The 19314-nt window shown below is 74.4% G+C and carries 11 protein-coding genes; 7 read left to right on the top strand and 4 right to left on the bottom strand.

What is annotated here, in order from left to right; genetic code table 11:
- Positions 1-192: 192 nt before the first annotated feature.
- Entirely contained in the window at positions 193-384 is a 192-nt protein-coding gene (locus ABZY20_RS30840) for a hypothetical protein (RefSeq protein ID WP_356445738.1), read from the top strand.
- A 123-nt stretch (positions 385-507) separates the two neighbouring features.
- On the opposite strand, the gene ABZY20_RS30835 is transcribed toward ABZY20_RS30840, so the two are convergent.
- The 4 genes from ABZY20_RS30835 to ABZY20_RS30820 form a co-directional block, all read right to left on the bottom strand.
- Positions 508-1137 carry a hypothetical protein gene (locus ABZY20_RS30835; protein WP_356445736.1) on the bottom strand — a complete coding sequence of 210 codons (630 nt, stop codon included), beginning with the start codon at positions 1135-1137 and terminating at the stop codon, positions 508-510.
- A 291-nt stretch (positions 1138-1428) separates the two neighbouring features.
- Entirely contained in the window at positions 1429-2535 is a 1107-nt protein-coding gene (gene prfB / locus ABZY20_RS30830) for a peptide chain release factor 2 (RefSeq protein ID WP_356445734.1), read from the bottom strand.
- Positions 2536-3223: 688 nt separating this feature from the next.
- Positions 3224-4471, bottom strand: coding sequence for a serine/threonine-protein kinase (locus tag ABZY20_RS30825; protein ID WP_356445732.1), 1248 nt, complete (start codon positions 4469-4471; stop codon positions 3224-3226).
- A gap of 122 nt (positions 4472-4593) precedes the next feature.
- On the bottom strand, positions 4594-6282 hold the full coding sequence (locus ABZY20_RS30820) for a serine/threonine-protein kinase (protein ID WP_356445730.1): 1689 nt from the start codon (positions 6280-6282) through the stop codon (positions 4594-4596).
- A gap of 363 nt (positions 6283-6645) precedes the next feature.
- On the opposite strand from ABZY20_RS30820, the gene ABZY20_RS30815 reads away from it, so the two are divergent.
- From ABZY20_RS30815 to ABZY20_RS30790, 6 genes are all read left to right on the top strand, one after another.
- Positions 6646-10701: an FHA domain-containing protein gene (locus ABZY20_RS30815; protein ID WP_356445728.1), complete on the top strand. Its 4056-nt coding sequence runs from the start codon at positions 6646-6648 to the stop codon at positions 10699-10701.
- 166 nt (positions 10702-10867) lie between these two features.
- Positions 10868-12268 carry an ABC transporter substrate-binding protein gene (locus ABZY20_RS30810; RefSeq protein ID WP_356445726.1) on the top strand — a complete coding sequence of 467 codons (1401 nt, stop codon included), beginning with the start codon at positions 10868-10870 and terminating at the stop codon, positions 12266-12268.
- 67 nt (positions 12269-12335) lie between these two features.
- Positions 12336-13619 (top strand): ABC transporter permease subunit, encoded by a 1284-nt coding sequence (locus tag ABZY20_RS30805; protein ID WP_356445843.1) that lies wholly within the window; start codon positions 12336-12338, stop codon positions 13617-13619.
- Complete coding sequence (locus ABZY20_RS30800) at positions 13616-14530, top strand: carbohydrate ABC transporter permease (protein WP_356445724.1); 915 nt, start codon at positions 13616-13618, stop codon at positions 14528-14530. Before ABZY20_RS30805 ends, ABZY20_RS30800 begins: the two co-directional genes overlap by 4 nt.
- Before the next feature lie 142 nt (positions 14531-14672).
- Complete coding sequence (locus tag ABZY20_RS30795) at positions 14673-16934, top strand: bifunctional glycosyltransferase family 2 protein/CDP-glycerol:glycerophosphate glycerophosphotransferase (protein ID WP_356445722.1); 2262 nt, start codon at positions 14673-14675, stop codon at positions 16932-16934.
- Positions 16935-17110: 176 nt separating this feature from the next.
- Complete coding sequence (locus ABZY20_RS30790; protein WP_356445720.1) at positions 17111-19312, top strand: bifunctional glycosyltransferase family 2 protein/CDP-glycerol:glycerophosphate glycerophosphotransferase; 2202 nt, start codon at positions 17111-17113, stop codon at positions 19310-19312.
- The last annotated feature ends 2 nt before the right edge of the window (positions 19313-19314 follow it).

Raw genomic sequence — 19314 nt, 5'->3', positions numbered from 1 at the left:
GAACCGGGGAGCCGACCGCAGTCACCGGTGGCGCATGTGCGGCGCTTGTGCCTTTTTGTGCCCGGGAGAACCCGGACCCCGGCTCTCCCGGCGCCCGCGCGGCCCGTGCCGGAACCTGGCACAGTGGAGGGGGGAACATTCCCCACCCGACGAACGTTGACCACGTGGAACCGGCGCAAGGAGGGCGAGCGCATGACGTACGACCGGCTGGTGTGCGCGAACTGCGCGGCGCCCGTGAACGAGGGCCGGTGCCCCGTGTGCCGTGCGAACCGTGAGCGGATGCAGCAGGAGAACTTCCTCGGGAATCTCAGCCCGATGGCGCTGATCGCCCTGTTGACGGTGCTGATCGCGGCCGTGGCGCTGCTGGCGCACCAGACGGCGTAGCGAAGGGCTCGCGCACGCGGCGCGGGCGGGACGAAGACGAAGACACGGCCGAGGGCCCGGAGCGTGACGCTCCGGGCCCTCGGTGTCGCACTGTGCGCACGGTCCGTGCGGACGCGGCCACCGTCAGGCGGCAGCCCCGCCACGGCCCGCGACGAGGCGCGGCAGCAGACGGAAGCCGACACCGCCGGCGATCATCGTGGCGGCGCCGATCACCAGGAAGGTGGTCTGCGCGGCACCCGTCTCGGCGAGCTCGTCGCCGCTGCCCTGGGCCTGCGGGGCCGGGGTGTTGTCCGAGCCGGTGTCGGTGAGCGCGGAGGAGCCCTCCTCCTGCGGGGAGGTGCCACCGTCGGGGTCGGCGTTGTTGCCGCCGCCGTTGCCACCCCCGTTGGCGTTGCCGCCACCGTTGCCGCCGCCGTTGCCGTTCCCGTTGCCCGGGTCGGACGGCTGCTGCGTGGGCTCCTCGGTCGGCTCGGTGGGCTCGTCCGTGGGCTCCTCGGGAAGGGTCGGCTCCTCCGTGGGCTCCTCGGTCGTAGGCGGCGTGTCGGTCGGGAGGTCCGTCGGGACGTCGGTGGGGACGTCGGTCGGGACATCCGTCGGGGCCGGGGTCGTCGGGTCGTCGTCGCCGACGTTCACGCCGACGTTCACGCCCAGGTCGAGAGCCGATGCGGCGCCCGCGGCGGTCAGCGAGGCACCGGCGGCGATCACGGCACCGGCCGCGATCCGCGCGACACGGATCCGTGTCTTCTTGGTCATGTGGTTGCTACCCCCAGTAGCTCATCGTCATTAGGCAGCGTTCGGGGCTGTGCTCGACGGGGACGACCGCAGTGTCGAGGGCCCCCGGTTCACATGCGCCCCAGAGACACGCATGCCGCGCTTCACCCTTCCCATTTTTCAAGAACACGTCAAGGCCGTTTGCGGGCGCCATGTCCAACTACGGGGGCTATGCCGGGAGTCTGAGCGTGTGAGTGTGATGCAAAACCCAGACATGCGGGCACGGAAAAGGCAACTGCCGCCCGGTGGGCGGCAGTTGCCTTGTCGACAAACTTACTTCTCCTGCTGCTTGCGCCAGCGAATTCCGGCTTCCAGGAACCCGTCGATCTCGCCGTTGAAGACGGCCTCGGGGTTGCCGACCTCGAACTCGGTGCGCAGGTCCTTGACCATCTGGTACGGGTGCAGGACGTACGAACGCATCTGGTTGCCCCAGGAGTTGCCGCCGTCGCCCTTGAGGGCGTCCATCTTGGCCTGCTCCTCCTGGCGGCGCCGCTCCAGCAGCTTGGCCTGGAGGACGTTCATCGCCGTGGCCTTGTTCTGGATCTGTGAGCGCTCGTTCTGGCAGGAGACGACGATGCCGGTGGGCAGGTGGGTGAGGCGCACCGCGGAGTCGGTGGTGTTCACGCCCTGGCCGCCGGGACCGGAGGACCGGTAGACGTCGACTCGCAGCTCGGACTCGTCGATCTCGATGTGGTCGGTCTGCTCCACCACGGGCAGGACCTCCACGCCCGCGAAGGAGGTCTGGCGACGCCCCTGGTTGTCGAAGGGCGAGATGCGCACCAGCCGGTGCGTGCCCTGCTCGACGGAGAGCGTGCCGTACGCGTAGGGCGCCTGGACGGCGAAGGTGGTCGACTTGATGCCGGCCTCTTCCGCGTACGACGTCTCGATGAGCTCCGTCTTGTAGCCGCGCTGCTCGGCCCACCGCAGGTACATCCGCTGCAGCTTCTCGGCGAAGTCGGCGGCGTCGACGCCACCGGCCTCGGCGCGGATGTTCACGAGGGCCTCGCGGGAGTCGTACTCACCGGACAGGAGGGTACGGACCTCCATCTCGTCCAGCGCCTTCTTCACGGCGACGAGCTCGGACTCGGCCTCGGCGCGGGTGTCCGGGTCGTCCTCCTCCTCGGCCATCTCGAAGAGGACACCGAGGTCGTCGATACGACCGCGCAGGGCCTCGGCCTTGCGCACCTCCGCCTGGAGGTGCGACAGCTTGCTGGTGATCTTCTGCGCCTCTTCGGGGTTGTCCCACAGGGACGGCGCGGCCGCCTGCTCCTCGAGCACGGCGATGTCTGCCCTCAGCTTGTCGAGGTCCAGAACGGCCTCGATCGACTCCATGGTCGAGGAGAGGGACTTGAGCTCTTCGGATACATCGACGACTGCCACGCCCTCCAGCGTAACGGCTCCGCCCACCGGCCTTCGCCGGGCCGTGGGGGCCGGGGGACGTGGAGGTGGGTTGCGGGGCGGCTTGTGGAGGGGGCGGTGGGGGAGGTTGGGGGAGGAGGCGGGAGTGGCAGGAGAGGGCAGGGGGTGGGGGCGGGGCAGGGGGGATGTGCGGTGCCATGGCTCCCGCGCCCGGTGGGCCCGGGCTCAGGTGCGGCGCCTTGCGCTCGCCGGTGGCGCGTCCGGGGGTGGCACCGCGCCCGGGCCTGACCGGGACAGGGGCGGCAGGAGGGCCCGGGGGCGCTCCGCGGGCCGCCGAGGGCCCGAGGTGCTGCGCGGCTGGACCCTGTGGCGGCCCGCCGGTGGGCTGTGCCAGGGCCGAGGCACTGCCCGGCTGGTCTCCCGCGGCGGGTAACCGTGCCGCAGGCGCGCCCACCCCGCATGGCGGCCGGACGGGGACCGGATCGCTTGGGTGCGCACGCCCTGCGGCCGCCCGGGCGCCGGCTCGTCCTGCGGCCGGTTTCGCAAGCACCGCAGTCGCCGCCCGGCCTCTCCCAGGCAACCCCACGGGGACAGGTGCGCCAAGCCCGCGTACCCCGTGGCGACCGGGGCTCCGGGCTCGCACTTCAGTCGGTCGACCGCCCAGCCCTCGGAGGGACGTACAGACCCACCCGCTTCCCCGCCCCGCCCCTCAGGGTGACTGCGGTGCCGAGTTGCGGGTGTCCTGGGGTGGGGTGTCCGTGTCGTCGCCCGAGGAGGAGAGCCAGGCTCCTACGCCGATCGCCGTGGCCAGGGTCACGGCGCCCGCGCCCAGGGCCAGCCTGCGGCGGCGGGTGACCGCACGGTTGCGGGCCGAGCCGGGGCGCGGGGCGCCGCTCGCGCGTGGGGCGCGGGCCGTGCCGTGGGCGCCGCCGGCCAGCTCGTCGGGGGCCGGCACGCGCATCGAGGTGTGGGTGTCCCGGTTGGAGTCGGCCGGCTTCGCGCCCGGCACCAGGGGGACCGCGCCCCGGCGCCGTATCCGCTCCCCGGCCGGTGCCGGCCCGGCGGGCTCTTCCTCGCGGTCGGTCTCCTCGGTCTGCTCGGTGTCGGGCTCGTCCACCTCCAGCGGCGGCATGCCCGCCAGCAGCGGCAGCAGCTCCCGCAGCCGTGTCCCGAGCTCCGAGGCCCGCAGCCGGGAGGCCGGGGCCTTGGCGAGGCACTGCACGAGCAGCTGCCACAGCTCGTCGGGGATGCCGGGCAGCGGGACGACCGTCTCGGTGACGTGCCGGCGCAGGACCGCCCCCGGGTGGCCGCCGCCGAACGGGGTGAAGCCCGCCAGCAGCTCGTAGAGGACGGTGGCGAGCGCGTAGATGTCCACGGAGGCGCGCGGGGGCAGGCCCTCGACGATCTCCGGGGCGAGGTAGTCCGGCGTGCCGATGATCTTCGTGGCCTTGGTGCGGCGCGGGGTGTCGATGAGCTTGGCGACGCCGAAGTCGGTCAGCAGCGCGCGGTGGGAGCCGCCGGGGCCGAGCGGGCCCTGCATGTCCAGCAGGACGTTCTCCGGTTTCACGTCCCGGTGCACGACACCGGCGGCGTGCGCGGCCGCCAGCCCGTCGGCGACGTCGGCGGCGATCGCGACGGCCGCCTCGGGCGCGAGGCGCCGGTCGCGCTCCAACCGGGTCCGCAGGTCCGTGCCGCGGACGAGGTCCATGACGAGGGCCAGGTCGTTGCCGTCGACGACCAGGTCGCGCACCGACACCACGTGCGGGTGCTCCAGACCCAGCAGGGCCGTGCGCTCCTGGACGAAGCGTCCGACCAGTTCCTGGTCGGACGCGAGGTCCTCGCGCAGCAGCTTGATGGCGACGGGGCCTTCCGGTCCCTCGCCCAGCCACACCGTGCCGGCGCTGCCTCTGCCCAGGATCTGGTGGGCGGTGTACCGGCTGCCGATCTTCCGTGCCAAGGCTGCTCCTACCGACGCGTGTTGTCGCTAAAACTACGCGTCCGAGGAGCCAACCTTCACCGGGGAGGCGGAAATCACCCGCCAGGTGTCGACAAATCACCAACCTCGCGGGGCGGTTCCGGTCAGTTCGTGCCGGAACCGCTCCCGCCGAGCTTCTCCAACCAGCCGGTCACCGTGGAGAACCAGTCGGTGAGCTGGTCCCAGTAGCCCTTGGTGGTGCCGATCCACTCCTGGAGCGGGCTCAGTTCCCAGATCAGCCATCCGGCGACGAACAGGATGACGATCGTGAACAGGCAGCCCTTGAGGCAGCCGAGCCCGGGGATCCGCATCGGGTTGGCGCTGCGCTGCCGCGGCTGGCGGGGCTCGCGCTGGGGCCGCTGCGGCTGGGCCGGCGGCGGCGCGGGCGGCGCGTAGCGCTGCGGCGGCTGGGGCTGCTGCGGCTGCGGGGTGTGATGCCGGGGCTGCTGCTGCGGGTAGCCGTAGCCGGGCCCGGGCGGCGGCGCCTGGCGGCGCGGGGGCTGCTGCTGCGGCCGGGCGACCTGGCGCTGGGGGCGGCGGCGCAGCGGGTCCTCGTTCGGGTCGAGGTACTGGACCTGCGTCTGCTCGTTGCGGTCGCGGGCCGCGCGCAGCTGGTTCTGCCAGGGGTGCGGGTCCTCGGGACCGCCCTGCTGGTTCTGCTGTCCGGGGTGGCCGGGCGAGCCCGGCGGGACCGGCGGCATGACGGCGGTCGGGTCGGCCGCGCCCCGGTGGGGCATGACGGCGGTGGGGTCGGCGGCGCCGGCCGGCCCGCCGGTGTGCGGCAGGACGCTGGTCGCGGCGTTCGGGTCGTACGCCCCCGCGCCCTGCGGCAGGACCTGGGTCGGGTCGGCCGCGCCGGGGGTGTCCGGCACGGGCGCGGGCGCCGGGTCGGGCGCCAGGAGCACGCCGACGCCCTCGGCGGCGGCGATCTGCGCGGAGTTGGCGTGCACGCCGATGCCCTCGGCGACGACGCGCAGGCCGCGGGCGAGGTTCTCGGCGCTGGGCCGCTCGTCGGGGTTCTTGCGCAGGCAGCGCTCGATGACCGTCCACAGCGGGTCGGGGACCGTGGAGGGGCGGCGCGGCTCGGCGCTCAGGTGCTGGTGCAGCACCTCCAGGGCGGAGCCGCCGGCGAACGGCGGCCGGCCGGTGACCAGCTCGTAGAGCAGGATGCCGGCGCCGTAGATGTCGACGGCGGAGGTCTGCGGGCGGCCCTCGGCGGACTCGGGCGCGACGTACGCGGGCGTGCCGACGAACTCCTGGGTCCGGGTCAGGCCCGGGGAGTCGGCCAGGCGGGCGATGCCGAAGTCCGTCAGCAGCGGGTGCATCCGCCCCTGGTACTGCTGGAGCAGCACGTTCGCCGGCTTGAGGTCGCGGTGGACGACGCCGTCGGCGTGGCTGGCGGCGAGCGCGTCGGCGATCTGGGCGGTGAGCAGCGCCGCCGCAACGGGTGTGAAGGGGCCGTTCTCGCGCAGGTAGCGGTGCAGGTCGGGGCCCTCGACGAGGTCCATGACCAGCGCCAGCAGCTCGCCCTCGACGACCAGGTCACGGACCCGGACGATGTTCGGGTGGGTGAGCCGGAGCAGGACGGAGCGCTCCCGGAGGAACCGCATGACGATGTCCGGGTCGCCGGCCAGCTCCTCCTTGAGGACCTTGATCGCGACGGTCTCACCGGGCTGTCCGGGCACGGCCGCCTCGGCGCCCGCGGTCTCGCGCTGGCGGGCCCGCCAGACGGTGCCCGTGGCGCCGCGTCCGAGCGGCTCCTCGAGCAGATACTTGCTGCCTACCGGCCGCACGTCATGCGCTCCCTGGTGCTTGCCTTGCCTGCTGGCCTGTCCGCCCCACTGTAGTGCCGGGGCGTCCCGGACCGGAGTGTCGTCTTTCTGTGCGTCTTACGTATCCGTGCTCACACTCGTTCGAAGCAAAGACGCTCACCTCGGTCTCACGGTTGCCGTGAGTGGACGTGACCGATCTCAACCGGTCGCCTGTGGGTCATCTCTCAGGCACTTTTGCGGGCAGAGCCGACCAATCAAGATCACTTGTTCCGGAGCGAGCAGCGCGGTGTCAGTGGCAGGTGCGAGGATGCGTGCAGTACTGGCCGACGTGCCGGGGCGGGGTTGGGGGACTCCGCGCCCGGGCAGAAGGGACCGCTGACGGCGATGCAGATCCGGTTGACCGTCATAGACCCGCAGGGCCCGTCGGCATCGGCGCGGGACCGTGCCCCGCGCACCGACGTGCTGGTCACGGCCCCCGCCGGTACGGCGCTCGCGGCGGTGGCCTCGGCGCTCGCCCAGGTCGTCTGCGGCGGTGACGGTTCGGGCACGCCGGTGCTGTACGCCGGGGAGCAGCGGCTCGACGCCCAGCGCTGCACGCTCGGCGAGCCCCCGCTGACCGACGGTGCCGTGCTGTCCGTGGGCGCGCCCGGCGAGCCCGAGCCGCACCCCGAGCTGGAGGACGCCCCCGCCCAGCTCCAGGTGGTCGCCGGACCGGACGCGGGCGGTGTCCATCTCCTGCACGGCGGCGAGGTCCGCATCGGCCGCTCCGCCGACGCCGACGTGCCCCTCGACGACCCGGACGTCTCCCGGCTGCACTGCGCGGTGACGGTGAGCCCGGACGGCCGCGTCTCGGTCGCCGACCTGGACTCCACGAACGGCACGACGCTGGACGGGACCCGCGTGGGCTCCCGGCCGGTCCGTCTCGCGCCGGGAGCGCTGCTGCGCATCGGCGAGTCGGCCCTGCGCCTCGCTCCGGCCGGGGGGCCGGGGGGCCGGGTGGAGACGGCCCCGGACGGGGAGGGCCATGTGCGCGTCCCCGGGCCGCCCGGAGACGCGGCGCACGCACCCGCGGCCCACGCGCCCGCGCCGGACCCGGCACCGGCGCGCCCTTCCGGTCCCACAGGTCATACGCGCGGGGCGGCGGCCTCGGGCGGGCCGGGCGCCAGGCCCGGTGAACCCGCCCCGGTGCCCGGGCAGGGCGGCGTGCCACGGATCGAGACCGGGACCGCGATCGGGGACGGGATCGCGATCGGGGACGGGATCGCGGGCGCCGTCGCGGAGGATGCGCGGGGCGACCGTTCCCCCGTGCCCCCGGCTGCGGGCGGCACGGCGGCCATGGGCTCCGCCTCCTCCAGGGACCAGGCGCGCCCGGCGTCCGGTGAGCCGGCGCGCGCGGCGTCCGCCGAAGGCGCCGAGGGCGCCGAGGGCGTGGTGCGGGCCCCCCGGCAGCGGGGTGCGTCACCCGCGGGGCTCGGGGACGGGGACACGCATGCGGGCCGGGCCGGGGCCGCGGGCCCGGGCGGGGCACCCGGTGACGGCACCGCGCCGGGTACCCGGGGCGCGGACGGCCCGGCGGGCCGGGGAGCGGCGGCTCCCGCCGGCCCCGACGCCCCGGCGCACCGCTCCTCGGCCTCCACCCCCGACCGCGACGCCCCGGCGCACCGCTCCTCGGCCTCCGCCCCTGGCCCCGACGCCCCGGCGCACGGCTTCTCGGCCTCCGCCCCCGGTCCTTCCGGCTACGGCGCTCAGGACTCCGGTTTCCCGGCCCCCGGGCCCGCCGGCTCCCCCTCTTCCCTCGCATCCACTGCTTCCACCGCTTCCGCTTCCCCCCGGAACGATCGCTTCGGCAACGGCAGCACCCACGGCGACGGCGACGGCAGCACCCACGGCGACGGCCGGACCTCTCCCACACCTCCCGCCCCCGCCTCCCCGGACGAGCAGGCCGGCCGCGGGCGCAAGGGCACCCCCCTGCGGGGCACGGACGTACCGCCCGGGACGCGCAAGCGCGGCGGGCTCGGGGCGTGGGCCAGGCGGCTGGCCGGAGGACGCGGGGACCAGGCCGCCACCGCGCGGGAGGAGTACGCGGCCGAGCCGGCCGGTGCGGCGGCCGAGCGCCCGGTCCCGGGGCCGGTGGCGCCGGAGACCTGGCCCGACCCGGCCGCACTGCTGCTGACGGCGCTGGGGCCGGGCCCTCGGCTGTGGGAGCGCGGGCCGGGCCACCCGGAGGCGCTGGCGGTACGGCTCGGCACGGCCGACCGCGCGGCGCCGGACGGCTCGGGGCTGCTGCCCGCCGTACCGGTGACGGCCGGACTGCGGGAGGTGGGCGCGCTGGGGCTGGCCGGGCCGCGGGCGCGGTTGTCCGGGCTGGCCCGTGCCGTGCTGGCCCAGCTCGCCGCGCTGCACTCCCCCGACTCGCTGGAGATCGTCCTGATCGCCGCGGACCGCTCCCGGCCGCTGGAGGAGCGCACGGCCGAGTGGTCCTGGCTGGGATGGCTGCCCCACGTCCGCCCGGGCCACGGTCAGGACTGCCGTCTGCTGCTCGCGCACGACCGTGAGCAGGCGGCCGCCCGTACGGACGAGTTGCTCCGCCGCCTGGAGGACCAGATCGCGGACGCGGGTGCGGGTGGTGGTCCGGTCCCCGGCAGCCCGCCCGGCCGGTCCATAGGCCCCGGCGTCCAGGACCTCCCCGGCGTCCACGACGGCACCGGCCGACCGTCCGGCGCCGCGACGGGCAGCGGCCGGCCGGCCGGCACCCCCGGCCCCGCCGGCCCGTCGGCGCCCGCCCCGCGCGGCGGCAGCGGCCCCCGCCGCCCCTCCTGGGCCCGCGACGACGTCCCCGACGCCCCGGCCGTCCACCCCGGCCCCTACACCGTCGTCGTCGTCGACGGCGACCCCGGCGGCGCCGGCCTCCGCGAGTCCGTCGCCCGGCTGGCGCTGGAGGGCCCCCGGGCCGGTATCCACGTGCTGTGCCTGGCCGAGACCGCCGCCGCCTCCCCCGCGTCGCCCGTGACGGACACCTACGAGGCGGCCTGCTCGGCGGCGCCGACGTTCCGGCACTGCGGCGCGGTCGCGCTGCTCAGCGGGGACGTGGCGACGGCCCTGCGCCTGCTGCGCGTGGCCCGGGTCGCCGGAGACGGTTCCCCGGCCGGGCCCGTGGGGCACGGCACGGTCGCCACGGTCGACGCCGTCTCCCCCGCCTGGGCCGAGCGGTTCGCCCGGGCGCTGGCACCGCTGCGGACGGAGGGCTCGGCGGGCGACCGGCAGCCGCGTGTCTCCGCCCCGCTGCCCCAGGCCGCCCGGCTCCTGGACGAGCTGGGCCTGGCCCGGGCCACCCCGGCCTCGCTGATGGCGCGCTGGGCGGACGCCGCCGACGACGCCGACGCGCTGGGCGGGCGCGTGCGCGCGGTGCTGGGCGCCGGGCCGCGCGGCCCGGTCACCGCCGACCTCGCGGCCCAGGGACCGCACCTGCTGATCGAGGGCCCGCCGGGCAGCGGCCGTACGGAGCTGCTGCGGGCGGTCGTCGCCTCGCTGGCGGCCGCGGAGCGGCCGGACCGCCTGGGCATCGTGCTGGTCGACGGCCGGGGCGGCCCGGGCGCGGGCGGCGGGCCGGGCGAGGGCCTGCGGATCTGTACGGACGTACCGCATGTCGGCACCTACCTCACGGCTCACGACCCGGTGCTGATGCGGGAGTTCGCGCAGTCGCTGAGCGCCGAGCTGAAGCGGCGCGCCGAGTTGCTGGGCCGGTCCGACTTCGCCGAGTGGCACACCGGGCGCGAGCTGTCGGGCCGTATGGTCGCCCAGCGCACGGCGGCCGGCCGCGGCCCGCAGGCAGCCGACGCCGGGGCCGGGGACCTGGACAGCCCGTCCAGCTCCACCCTGCGCCTGCGGCCCGGTGCCGCGCGGCGGCAGGCCGAGGCCGCCGCGCCGCCGCTGCCCCGGCTCGTCGTGGTCGTCGACGACCTGGACGCGCTGGTCTCCCCCGCCCTCGGCTCGACCGGGCGGCCCGCCGCCGGGTCGGTGATGCGCGCCCTGGAGGCCGTGGCCCGGGAGGGCGAGCGGCTCGGTGTGCACCTGGTGGCGGCCACCGGCCCGTGCCCCCGTACGGCGGAGACGGAACCGGCCCGCCGGGCCACCCTGCACGTCACGCTCGACGCGCCGGCCCCCGGCCCGGACGAGCCGGCCCCCGGCCGGGGAAGCCTGGCCCGGCCGGACGGGCGGAGTGTCCCGTTCCAGGGCGGGCGCGTGACCGGGCGGATCCCCCGGACGGCGACGCTGCGCCCCACGGTCGTCCCGCTGGAATGGCACCGCATGGGTGACCCTCCGGCCCGGCGTCCGGTGCGGGAGCTCGGAAACGGCCCGACCGACCTGGCACTGTTGGCCAGCGCGCTGGAAAGGGCGGCGCGGGAGGTCGCGGCGGCACGGGTGCCGTCCCTTCTGTGACGAGGAAGGGTCCCGCCCTGTGCCGGGCCCTCACCCCTGGTCACGGAGGAGTCACGATCCCCCGCTTGACAGCTGACGCCATCTTGCCGCCCCCGCACACCCGGGCGTAGACCAGATCGCACGGGAGCGCGCTCGACGTTCGACGAGGACGAAGAACGGGGCAGTCATGCGCATGACGAGCAGCACCATCCGGACACGCTGGTCGCCCGAGCGGGACAAGGCGACCCCCCGAAGCCGCAGAGCCACCAGGGCCGCGGCAGCCGTCGCCGCGGGAGCGCTCGCGCTCTCGCTCACCGCCTGCGGAGGCGACGACAACGACAGCGGTGGAAGCCCGGGCACCGACGGCACCACCAGCGACGTCACCCTTCCGAAGCTGGACGGGACGAGCCTGGAGATCGCCGCCGTGTGGACCGGCGCGGAACAGGCCAACTTCAAGAAGGTCCTGGCGGAGTTCGAGAAACGCACCGGCGCCGAGGTCACCTTCGTGCCGGCCCAGGACCCGATCATCAACTTCATCGGCTCGAAGGTGGCCGGCGGGCAGCCGCCGGACATCGCGATGCTGCCGCAGCCCGGCGCCATCAAGCAGGCCGTCGACAGGGGCTGGGCCAAGCAGCTCGGCTCCGAGGCCCTGAAGGAGCTCGGCGAGAACTACTCGCAGGGCTGGCAGGACATCGGCAAGGTGGGAGGCAAGCAGTACGGCGTCTACTACAAGGCCGCCAACAAGTCCCTGATCTGGTACAACAACCAGGTCTTCGAGAACGCCGGGGCGAGCGAGCCGGAGACCTGGCCGGACCTGCTCAAGACCGCGCAGACGGTCTACGACTCCGGCGTCACGCCGTTCTCCGTCGGCGGCGCCGAGGGCTGGACGCTGACCGACTGGTTCGAGAACGTCTACCTCTCCCAGGCCGGACCGGAGAAGTACGACCAGCTGGCCAAGCACGAGATCAAGTGGACGGACCCGTCCGTGAAGGACGCGCTGACCACCCTCGCGCAGGTCTGGGGCAAGCCGGACTACATCGCCGGCGGGGCGCTGCAGACCGACTTCCCGGCCTCGGTCACGCAGGTCTTCACCGGCGGGGACCAGCCCAAGGCGGCCATGGTCGCCGCGGGTGACTTCGCCCAGGTCAACATCCCCGAGAACATGAAGATCGGCACGGACGCCAAGGTGTTCCCGTTCCCTGCGGTCGGTGACAACGGCCCGGTGGTCTCGGGCGGCGACGCGGCCGTGATCCTGGAGGACTCGAAGGGGGCGCAGGCGCTGGCCACCTGGCTGGCCTCGCCGGACGCCGCGGAGATCCAGGCCAAGCTGGGCGGCTATCTGTCGCCCAACAAGAACGTGCCGAACTCCGCCTATCCGAACTCGGTGCAGCAGAAGATCGCCAAGGCGCTCATCGACGCCGGTGACGACTTCCGCTTCGACATGTCCGACCAGGCCCCGCAGGCCTTCGGCGGCACCCCCGGCAAGGGCGAGTGGAAGATCCTCCAGGACTTCCTGAAGAACCCGAAGGACATCGCCGGGACGCAAGCGAAGCTGGAGGCCGAGGCGGCCGCGGCGTACGGGGACTGACGGGATGACGTCGGCCACGGCGGCAGGGGGCGCCAAGCCCCCTGCCGCTCCGAAGTCGCGCAAGAGTGTGACCGGCACCCGCAGGACCGTGGCGGCGCTGTTCCTGCTGCCCGCGCTCGTCCTGCTCGGCGCGCTCGTGGTGTACCCGATCGGGTACTCGGTGGTCCGCAGCTTCTACGACCAGTCCGGCGACGGCTTCGCCGGCATCGACAACTACACGGCCCTCTTCACCGACGAGGGCATCCGCACCGCGCTGAAGAACAACGTCATCTGGGTGGTGTTCGCGCCCACGGTCGCGACGGCGCTCGGCCTGATCTTCGCGGTGCTGTCCGAACGGGTGCGCTGGGGAACGGCGTTCAAGCTGGTCGTCTTCATGCCGATGGCGATCTCCATGCTGGCGGCGGGCATCATCTTCCGCCTGGTGTACGACCAGGACCCGGACAAGGGCGTGGCGAACGCGGTGTGGGTGGGCGTGCACGACACCTTCGCCCAGTCGTCGGCGTTCCCGAAGGCCCACCCGGGCCGTCAGTCGCCGCTGGAACCGGCCGGGGGCGGCGCGTTCATCACCACGTCGCCGGTCAGCGCCGGTGAGCCGGTCTCGCTGCCGCTGGTGGGCGTCGCGCCGGGCCAGATGCCCGACGGCGCGGAACCGGCCGCGGCGGCGAAGCCCTCGCCGGACAAGGTCACGGGCACGACCTGGCAGGACTTCACCCGCGGCCAGGGCGTCGGCAAGCTCAACGGGATCGACCCCGCCGAACTCGGCTACGCGGGCATGAAGATCGAGGCCGTGAAGGACGGCAGGGTCGTGGCCTCCACCACGGCCGGCGACGACGGCACCTTCACACTGCCCGCCGCGGCCGACGGCGCCCGGCTCCGGCTGCCCGAGAGCAACTTCAAGGAGCCCTACAACGGCCTGGACTGGCTCGGCCCGTCCCTGGTCACCCCGTCCATCATCGGCGCGTACATCTGGATGTGGGCGGGCTTCGCGATGGTGCTGATCGCGGCCGGGCTCGCGGGCGTGCCCCGGGAGCTGCTGGAGGCGGCCAGGGTCGACGGCGCCAGTGAGTGGCAGGTGTTCAGACGGGTCACGGTGCCGCTGCTGGCGCCGGTGCTCGCGGTCGTCACCGTCACCCTGATGATCAACGTGCTGAAGATCTTCGACCTGGTCTTCATCATCGCCCCCGGCTCCGCCCAGGACGACGCGAACGTGCTCGCCCTGGAGCTGTACCGCAAGGGCTTCTCCGAGGACCAGCCGGGCATCGCCAGCGCCATCTCGGTGTTCCTGCTGCTGCTCGTGATCCCGGTGATGTGGTTCAACGTACGGCGGCTGAGGCGGGAGGTGCGGCGATGACCACGGACGCGGGCCCTGTGCCCGGCAAGGCGGCGGAGCCCTCCGGTACGGCGAACGCCGGGCGCTCGCTGGGGTCGCGGCTGGTCGAGGGGGTCAGCGGCGGCCTGGTGCGGGTGTTCCTCGTCGTGGTCGGCCTGTTCTGGCTGGTCCCGACGATCGGTCTGCTGCTGGCCAGCCTCCGCTCACCGGAGGACATCGCGGCCAGCGGCTGGTGGAAGGTGTTCACCGAGCCGTCCCAGATCACCTTCGACAGCTACGCGAAGCTGCTGGAGAACGACGACATCACCAGCAGCCTGCTGAACACGGTGTGGATCACGGTCCCGGCGACCCTGCTGGTCGTGATCATCGGCTCGCTGGCCGGCTACGCCTTCGCCTGGATGGAGTTCCCGGGCCGCGACTGGTGGTTCCTGGGCGTGGTGGGCCTGCTGGTGGTGCCCGTGCAGGTCGCGCTCATCCCGATCGCCGAACTCTTCGGCACCATCGGCGTCTTCGGCTCGGTGCTCGGCGTGGTGCTGTTCCACGTCGGCTTCGGTCTGCCGTTCGCGGTGTTCCTGCTGCGGAACTTCTTCGCGGAGATCCCGCGGGAGCTGCTGGAGGCGGCGCGGCTGGACGGGGCGGGCGAACTGCGGCTGTTCTTCCGCGTCGTGATGCCGCTGGGCGCTCCGGCCATCGCCTCGCTCGGCATCTTCCAGTTCCTGTGGGTGTGGAACGACATGCTGGTCGCGCTGATCTTCTCGGACTCCGGGAGCCAGCCGATCACGGTCGCACTCCAGACCCAGGTACGGCAGTTCGGCAACAACATCGACGTGCTGGCACCCGGCGCGTTCATCTCGATGGTGGTGCCGCTGGCCGTCTTCTTCGCGTTCCAGCGGCAGTTCGTCTCCGGCGTGATGGCCGGTGCCGTCAAGTAGCACTCGTGACACCGTAGTTGACGGGGCGGGCCGGACACGGTCCGCCCCGTCGACATTCATCCGGATGCCGTAGCGACCGTAACCAAGTGGCCCCACCGGCCGTTCCCGGGCCGAACGCCCGCGCCGACCGATGGATGGCCTCTTGCCCAGGTTCAGTGTCATTGTCCCCGCGTACCAGGTTCAGGCGTACCTGCACGAGTGCCTCGAATCGGTGCTCTCCCAGTCCTGTCCCGATCTGGAGCTGATCGCCGTCGACGACTGCTCGCCGGACGCGTGCGGCGCGATCATCGACGAGTTCGCCGTCCGCGACGCGCGCGTACGCCCCGTGCACCTGCCGGAGAACCTCGGCCTGGGCCCCGCGAGGAACGCGGGCGCGGCCCACGCGAGCGGCGACTACCTGCTGTTCCTCGACGGCGACGACACCCTCACCCCGGACGCCCTGCGCTCGATCGCGGACCGGCTGAAGGAGACGGGCGAGCCGGACGTCCTGGTCTTCGACTACGCGCGCACCTACTGGACGGGCGAGGCGGTCCGCAACCAGGCGGCCCCGCAGCTCAGCGAGGAGGGCCGGGCCCCCTTCACGCTGGAGGACCGCCCGGGCCTGCTGCGGCTGCTGATGGTCGCCTGGAACAAGGCGTACCGGCGGGAGTTCGTCGAGGCCAAGGGGTTCGCCTTCCCGCCCGGCTGGTACGAGGACACGCCGTGGACGTACCCGGTGCTGATGACCGCGGAGTCGATCGCGACCCTCGACCGGGTCTGCGTGCACTACCGGCAGCGGCGGCAGGGCAGCATCCTGCGCACCACCAGCGAACGGCACTTCGACGTCTTCGAGCAGTACGACCGGGTCTTCGCGTTCCTCCAGGAGCGGCCCGAACTCGCGCGGTGGCGGCCCGTGCTGTTCCGCCGCATGGTGCACCACCTGGGCATCGTGTACGCGCGGCGGGACCGGCTGCCCCGCGGCTCGCGCGCCGACTTCCTGCGCCGGGCGCGCGCCCACTACCGCCGCTACCGCACCCCGGGCGCCCCCGTCCCCCTGCGCGCCCGCGTTCACCACACCCTGATCCGCTTCGGCCTGCACCGCACCTACCGCACGCTGCAACTGGCCTCGGCCCTGCAGCGCGGCCTCGCCGGACTCACCGGGCGGTGCGGGCACGGGCTGCGCTCCGCCGCGCTCCGGGTCCACTACCGCGTCCAGCGCTGTCTCCCGCTGCGCGCCGACCGGGCCGTCTTCACCGCGTACGACGGCCGCGGGCACAGCTGCAACCCCGGCGCGCTGGAGAGCGCGTTCCGCGAGCTGGCGCCGCACATCCGCACCGCCTGGGTCGCCCGCCCCGAGCACCACCACACCGTCCCGCCCGGCCCACGCCGCCTCGTCCCCGGCACGGCCGCGTACTGGACGGCGCTGGCCCGCTCCCGCTACCTGGTCAGCAACACCGACTTCGACCCCCGCCTGGCCAAGCGCCGGGGCCAGGTCCTGCTCCAGACGGGGCAGGGCACCCCGCTCGGGCACATCGGCCTGGACCTGCAGGAACGCCCGGCCGCCGCCCGGGGCCGCGACTTCGCCCAGCTGCTCAGGGGCGTCGACCAGTGGGACTACGTGCTGTCCGCCAACCGCCACACCACCCTCACCCACGAGCGCGTCCACCCGGGCCGCTACACCACGCTGGAGTACGGCTACCCGCGCAACGACCGGTTCCGGACCGCGACCCCGGCGGACGTGGCCCGGCTGCGCGGCTCGCTCGGCATCCCCGAGGGCGCGGTCGCGATCCTCTACGCGCCGACCCACCGCGCCTACCGCCGCTCCCAGCGGCACACCCTCGACCTGCAGCGGATCGTGCGCCGCCTGGGCCCGCGCTTCGTGATCCTGGCGCGCGCCCACCACGCCTACGGCGCCCCGCTGACCACCACCGGCGGCCGGGTCGTCGACGTCAGCGGCCACCCGAGCGTGGAGTCGCTCTGCCTCGCCTCGGACGCCCTGGTCACGGACTACTCGTCGCTGATGTTCGACTACGCCAACCTGGACCGTCCGATCGTGATCCACGCCGACGACTGGGAGGCCTACGAGGCGGTCCGCGGCACCTACTTCGACCTGCGCGCCTTCCCTCCGGGCGCGATCGCGCGCGGCGAGGACGAGCTGACCGACATCTTCGCCACCGGCCACTGGCGCGGGTCCCGCTCGGCCCAGTTGCGGGCGGCGTTCCGCGAGCGGTTCTGCACCTACGACGACGGCCGGGCCGCCGAGCGGGTGGTCCGCCGGGTGGTGCTCGGCGAGACGGACCTGCCGCCGGTCGTGCCGCTCCGCGAACGCCGTCCGGTGCCGTCGGCGGCGGCGTCGCTGACGCGCGAGCCGCTGACGTCGGTGCCGCAGCCGGCCGGCCCGCCCGCCGTCCCCGACCGTCTCTGACCGCCCCCGTCCCACGGTTCTCGCTCCGGGAGTCCCCATGCCCTCCAGCCCGTCGCGGCCGACCCCGAGCCGGCCGCCCTCCTGGCGCCCGTCGGGGCGGCCGGGACGCCGGGGCGCCGCCTGACGAGCCGCCCGCCGCAGACCAGCACCCGAGAATCCTCGACAGAAAGAGCAGAATGCCCCGCTTCAGCATCGTCGTCCCGTCCCATGGGGTCGCGGGCCGGCTGTCCCAGGCGCTGGACTCCGTCCTCGCCCAGTCGTTCGGCGACTTCGAGCTGATCCCCGTGTGCGACGCCCCCGACGCACCGGCGGCGGACGTCGCCGCCGGGTACGCCGAGCGGGACTCCCGGGTGACGCCGGTGCACTCGCCGCCGTCGGCCGGGCTGGCCGGGGCGCGCAACACCGGGCTGCGGGCGGCGGTCGGCGGCCATGTGCTGTTCCTCGACGGCGACGACGTCCTGGTCCCCGGGGCGCTGGCGGCGCTGGACGACCGGCTGCGCGCGGTGGGCGACGTGGACGTCCTGTACACCGAGCACGAGCGCACGCCCTGGTGGGAGGGCGAGCCGGCCAACCCGGCCGCCGCGCTGCTGGCCAGGACACCGGACGGGGCGTTCTCCCCCGGCCGGGCCCCGCGGCTGACGGGTGTGGTGCTCCCGGCGTGGAGCGCGGTCTACCGCCGCGCCTTCCTCGTCGAGCGGGACGTCACGTTCCCCGGGAACCACTTCACCGACGTGGGGTTCGGCGGGCTGGCCGCGCTGCGGGCGGAGCGGGTGGCGGTGCTGCGCGCGGTCGTCGTCCGGCATCTGCTGCGCCGGCAGGGCAACCGGCTGGGCCTGCCGGGCGCGCACCACACCGAGCTGCTCGACCAGGCCGAACTGGTGCTGCGGCAGGCCGCGCGGCAGGATCTGGCGGCCGAGCGGCTGCACCCGCTGTTCGAGCAGCTCTTCGCCGCCGTGCTGAAGACGGCCGCCCACCCGAGGCGGCTGCCGGCCGGGCGCCGTGCCTTCTTCCGCCGGGCGAGCGCGCTGTACCGGCGGCACCGCCCCGCCGGTTACCGGCCGCCCGGGGGCAGCCTGGGCGTCCAGCACCGGCTGCTGGCGTCCGGCTCGTACGCGGCGTTCCGTGCCCTGCGCGCCGCCAACCGGCGGGCCGCGCGGGCCGCCGCGCTGCTGCCCCGCCCGCGGGGCCTGCGCACCCGCCTGCGGTACGCGGTGTGGCGGCGGCTCCCGCTCGACGAGAACCTCGTCGTGTACTGCGCGTACTGGGGCCGCGGCTACGCCTGCAACCCGGCCGCGATCCACGCCAAGGCGCGCGAACTCGCCCCGCACCTGCGCGCGGTGTTCCTGGTGGAGCCGGACGCGGTGGGCGGCATGCCGCCGGGCGTGGAGTACGCGGTGATCGGCAGCCGCAGGTACTGGGAGGTGCTGGCCCGGGCGAAGTACCTGGTCAACAACGCCAACTTCGCGGACGCCGTGGTCAAGCGCCCCGGCAGCGTGCATCTGCAGACCCAGCACGGCACACCGCTGAAGAAGATGGGCGCCGACCAGGCGGCCTACCCCGTGGTGGCCGCGGCGACGGGGAGCATGGCGAAGCTGCTGGCCCGCGTCGACCGCTGGGACTACAACCTCACCTCCAACCGGCACTCCACGCAGATGTGGGAGCGGGCGTTCCCCAGCACCCACGAGACGCTCGAGTACGGCTATCCGCGCAACGACGTGTACTGCACGGCGTCCGCCGGGGACGTCGCCCGCGTCCGCGCGCAACTGGGCGTGCCCGAGGGCAAGAAGGCCCTGCTGTACGCCCCCACGCACCGCGACTACGCCACCGGCTTCGCGTCGGGCCTGGACCTGGCGGAGTTCTGCGAGGCGATCGGCGACGAGTACGTGGTCCTGCTGCGCGCCCACTACTTCTACGACGGGGGGCCGGGCCGCGGCGGCGGCCGGATCATCGACGTCACCGGCCACCGCTCCTCGGAGGACGTGTGCCTGGCGGCCGACGCGCTGATCACCGACTACTCGTCGATCATGTTCGACTACGCCAACCTGGACCGGCCGATCGTCGTGTACGCCGACGACTGGGACGTCTACCGGGAGACCCGGGGCGTCTACTTCGACCTGATGGAGTGCCCTCCCGGCCGGGTCGCCCGCACGCCCGGGGAGCTGGCGGCCGTCTTCCGCGACGGCGGCTGGGCCGACGAGTCCGCGGCGGCGCTGCGGGCCGCTTTCCGGGAGCGCTTCTGCCAGTTCGACGACGGGCGCGCCGCGGAGCGCGTCGTGCGCCGGGTGCTGCTGGGCGAGCCGCCCGCGTCGATCCCGCCCGTGACCCCGCTCGCGGAGCGGATCCCGGCCCCCGCGGCCGCCACCCCCGTAAGGAGCTGACC

Origin of the sequence: Streptomyces sp. NPDC006624 (genome assembly GCF_040611555.1) — a bacterium.
Classification (GTDB): domain Bacteria; phylum Actinomycetota; class Actinomycetes; order Streptomycetales; family Streptomycetaceae; genus Streptomyces.
Note: the sequence above shows the minus strand (reverse complement) of the source record. Positions and strands in the feature narration are given on the sequence as shown.

What these genes read in the sequence shown, in the direction of transcription:
- ABZY20_RS30840 (WP_356445738.1), top strand. Translation starts at nt 193, where the DNA reads ATGACGTACGACCGGCTGGTGTGCGCGAACTGCGCGGCGCCCGTGAAC.
- ABZY20_RS30835 (WP_356445736.1), bottom strand. Translation starts at nt 1,137, where the DNA reads ATGACCAAGAAGACACGGATCCGTGTCGCGCGGATCGCGGCCGGTGCC.
- ABZY20_RS30815 (WP_356445728.1), top strand. Translation starts at nt 6,646, where the DNA reads ATGCAGATCCGGTTGACCGTCATAGACCCGCAGGGCCCGTCGGCATCG.
- ABZY20_RS30810 (WP_356445726.1), top strand. Translation starts at nt 10,868, where the DNA reads ATGCGCATGACGAGCAGCACCATCCGGACACGCTGGTCGCCCGAGCGG.
- ABZY20_RS30800 (WP_356445724.1), top strand. Translation starts at nt 13,616, where the DNA reads ATGACCACGGACGCGGGCCCTGTGCCCGGCAAGGCGGCGGAGCCCTCC.
- ABZY20_RS30790 (WP_356445720.1), top strand. Translation starts at nt 17,111, where the DNA reads ATGCCCCGCTTCAGCATCGTCGTCCCGTCCCATGGGGTCGCGGGCCGG.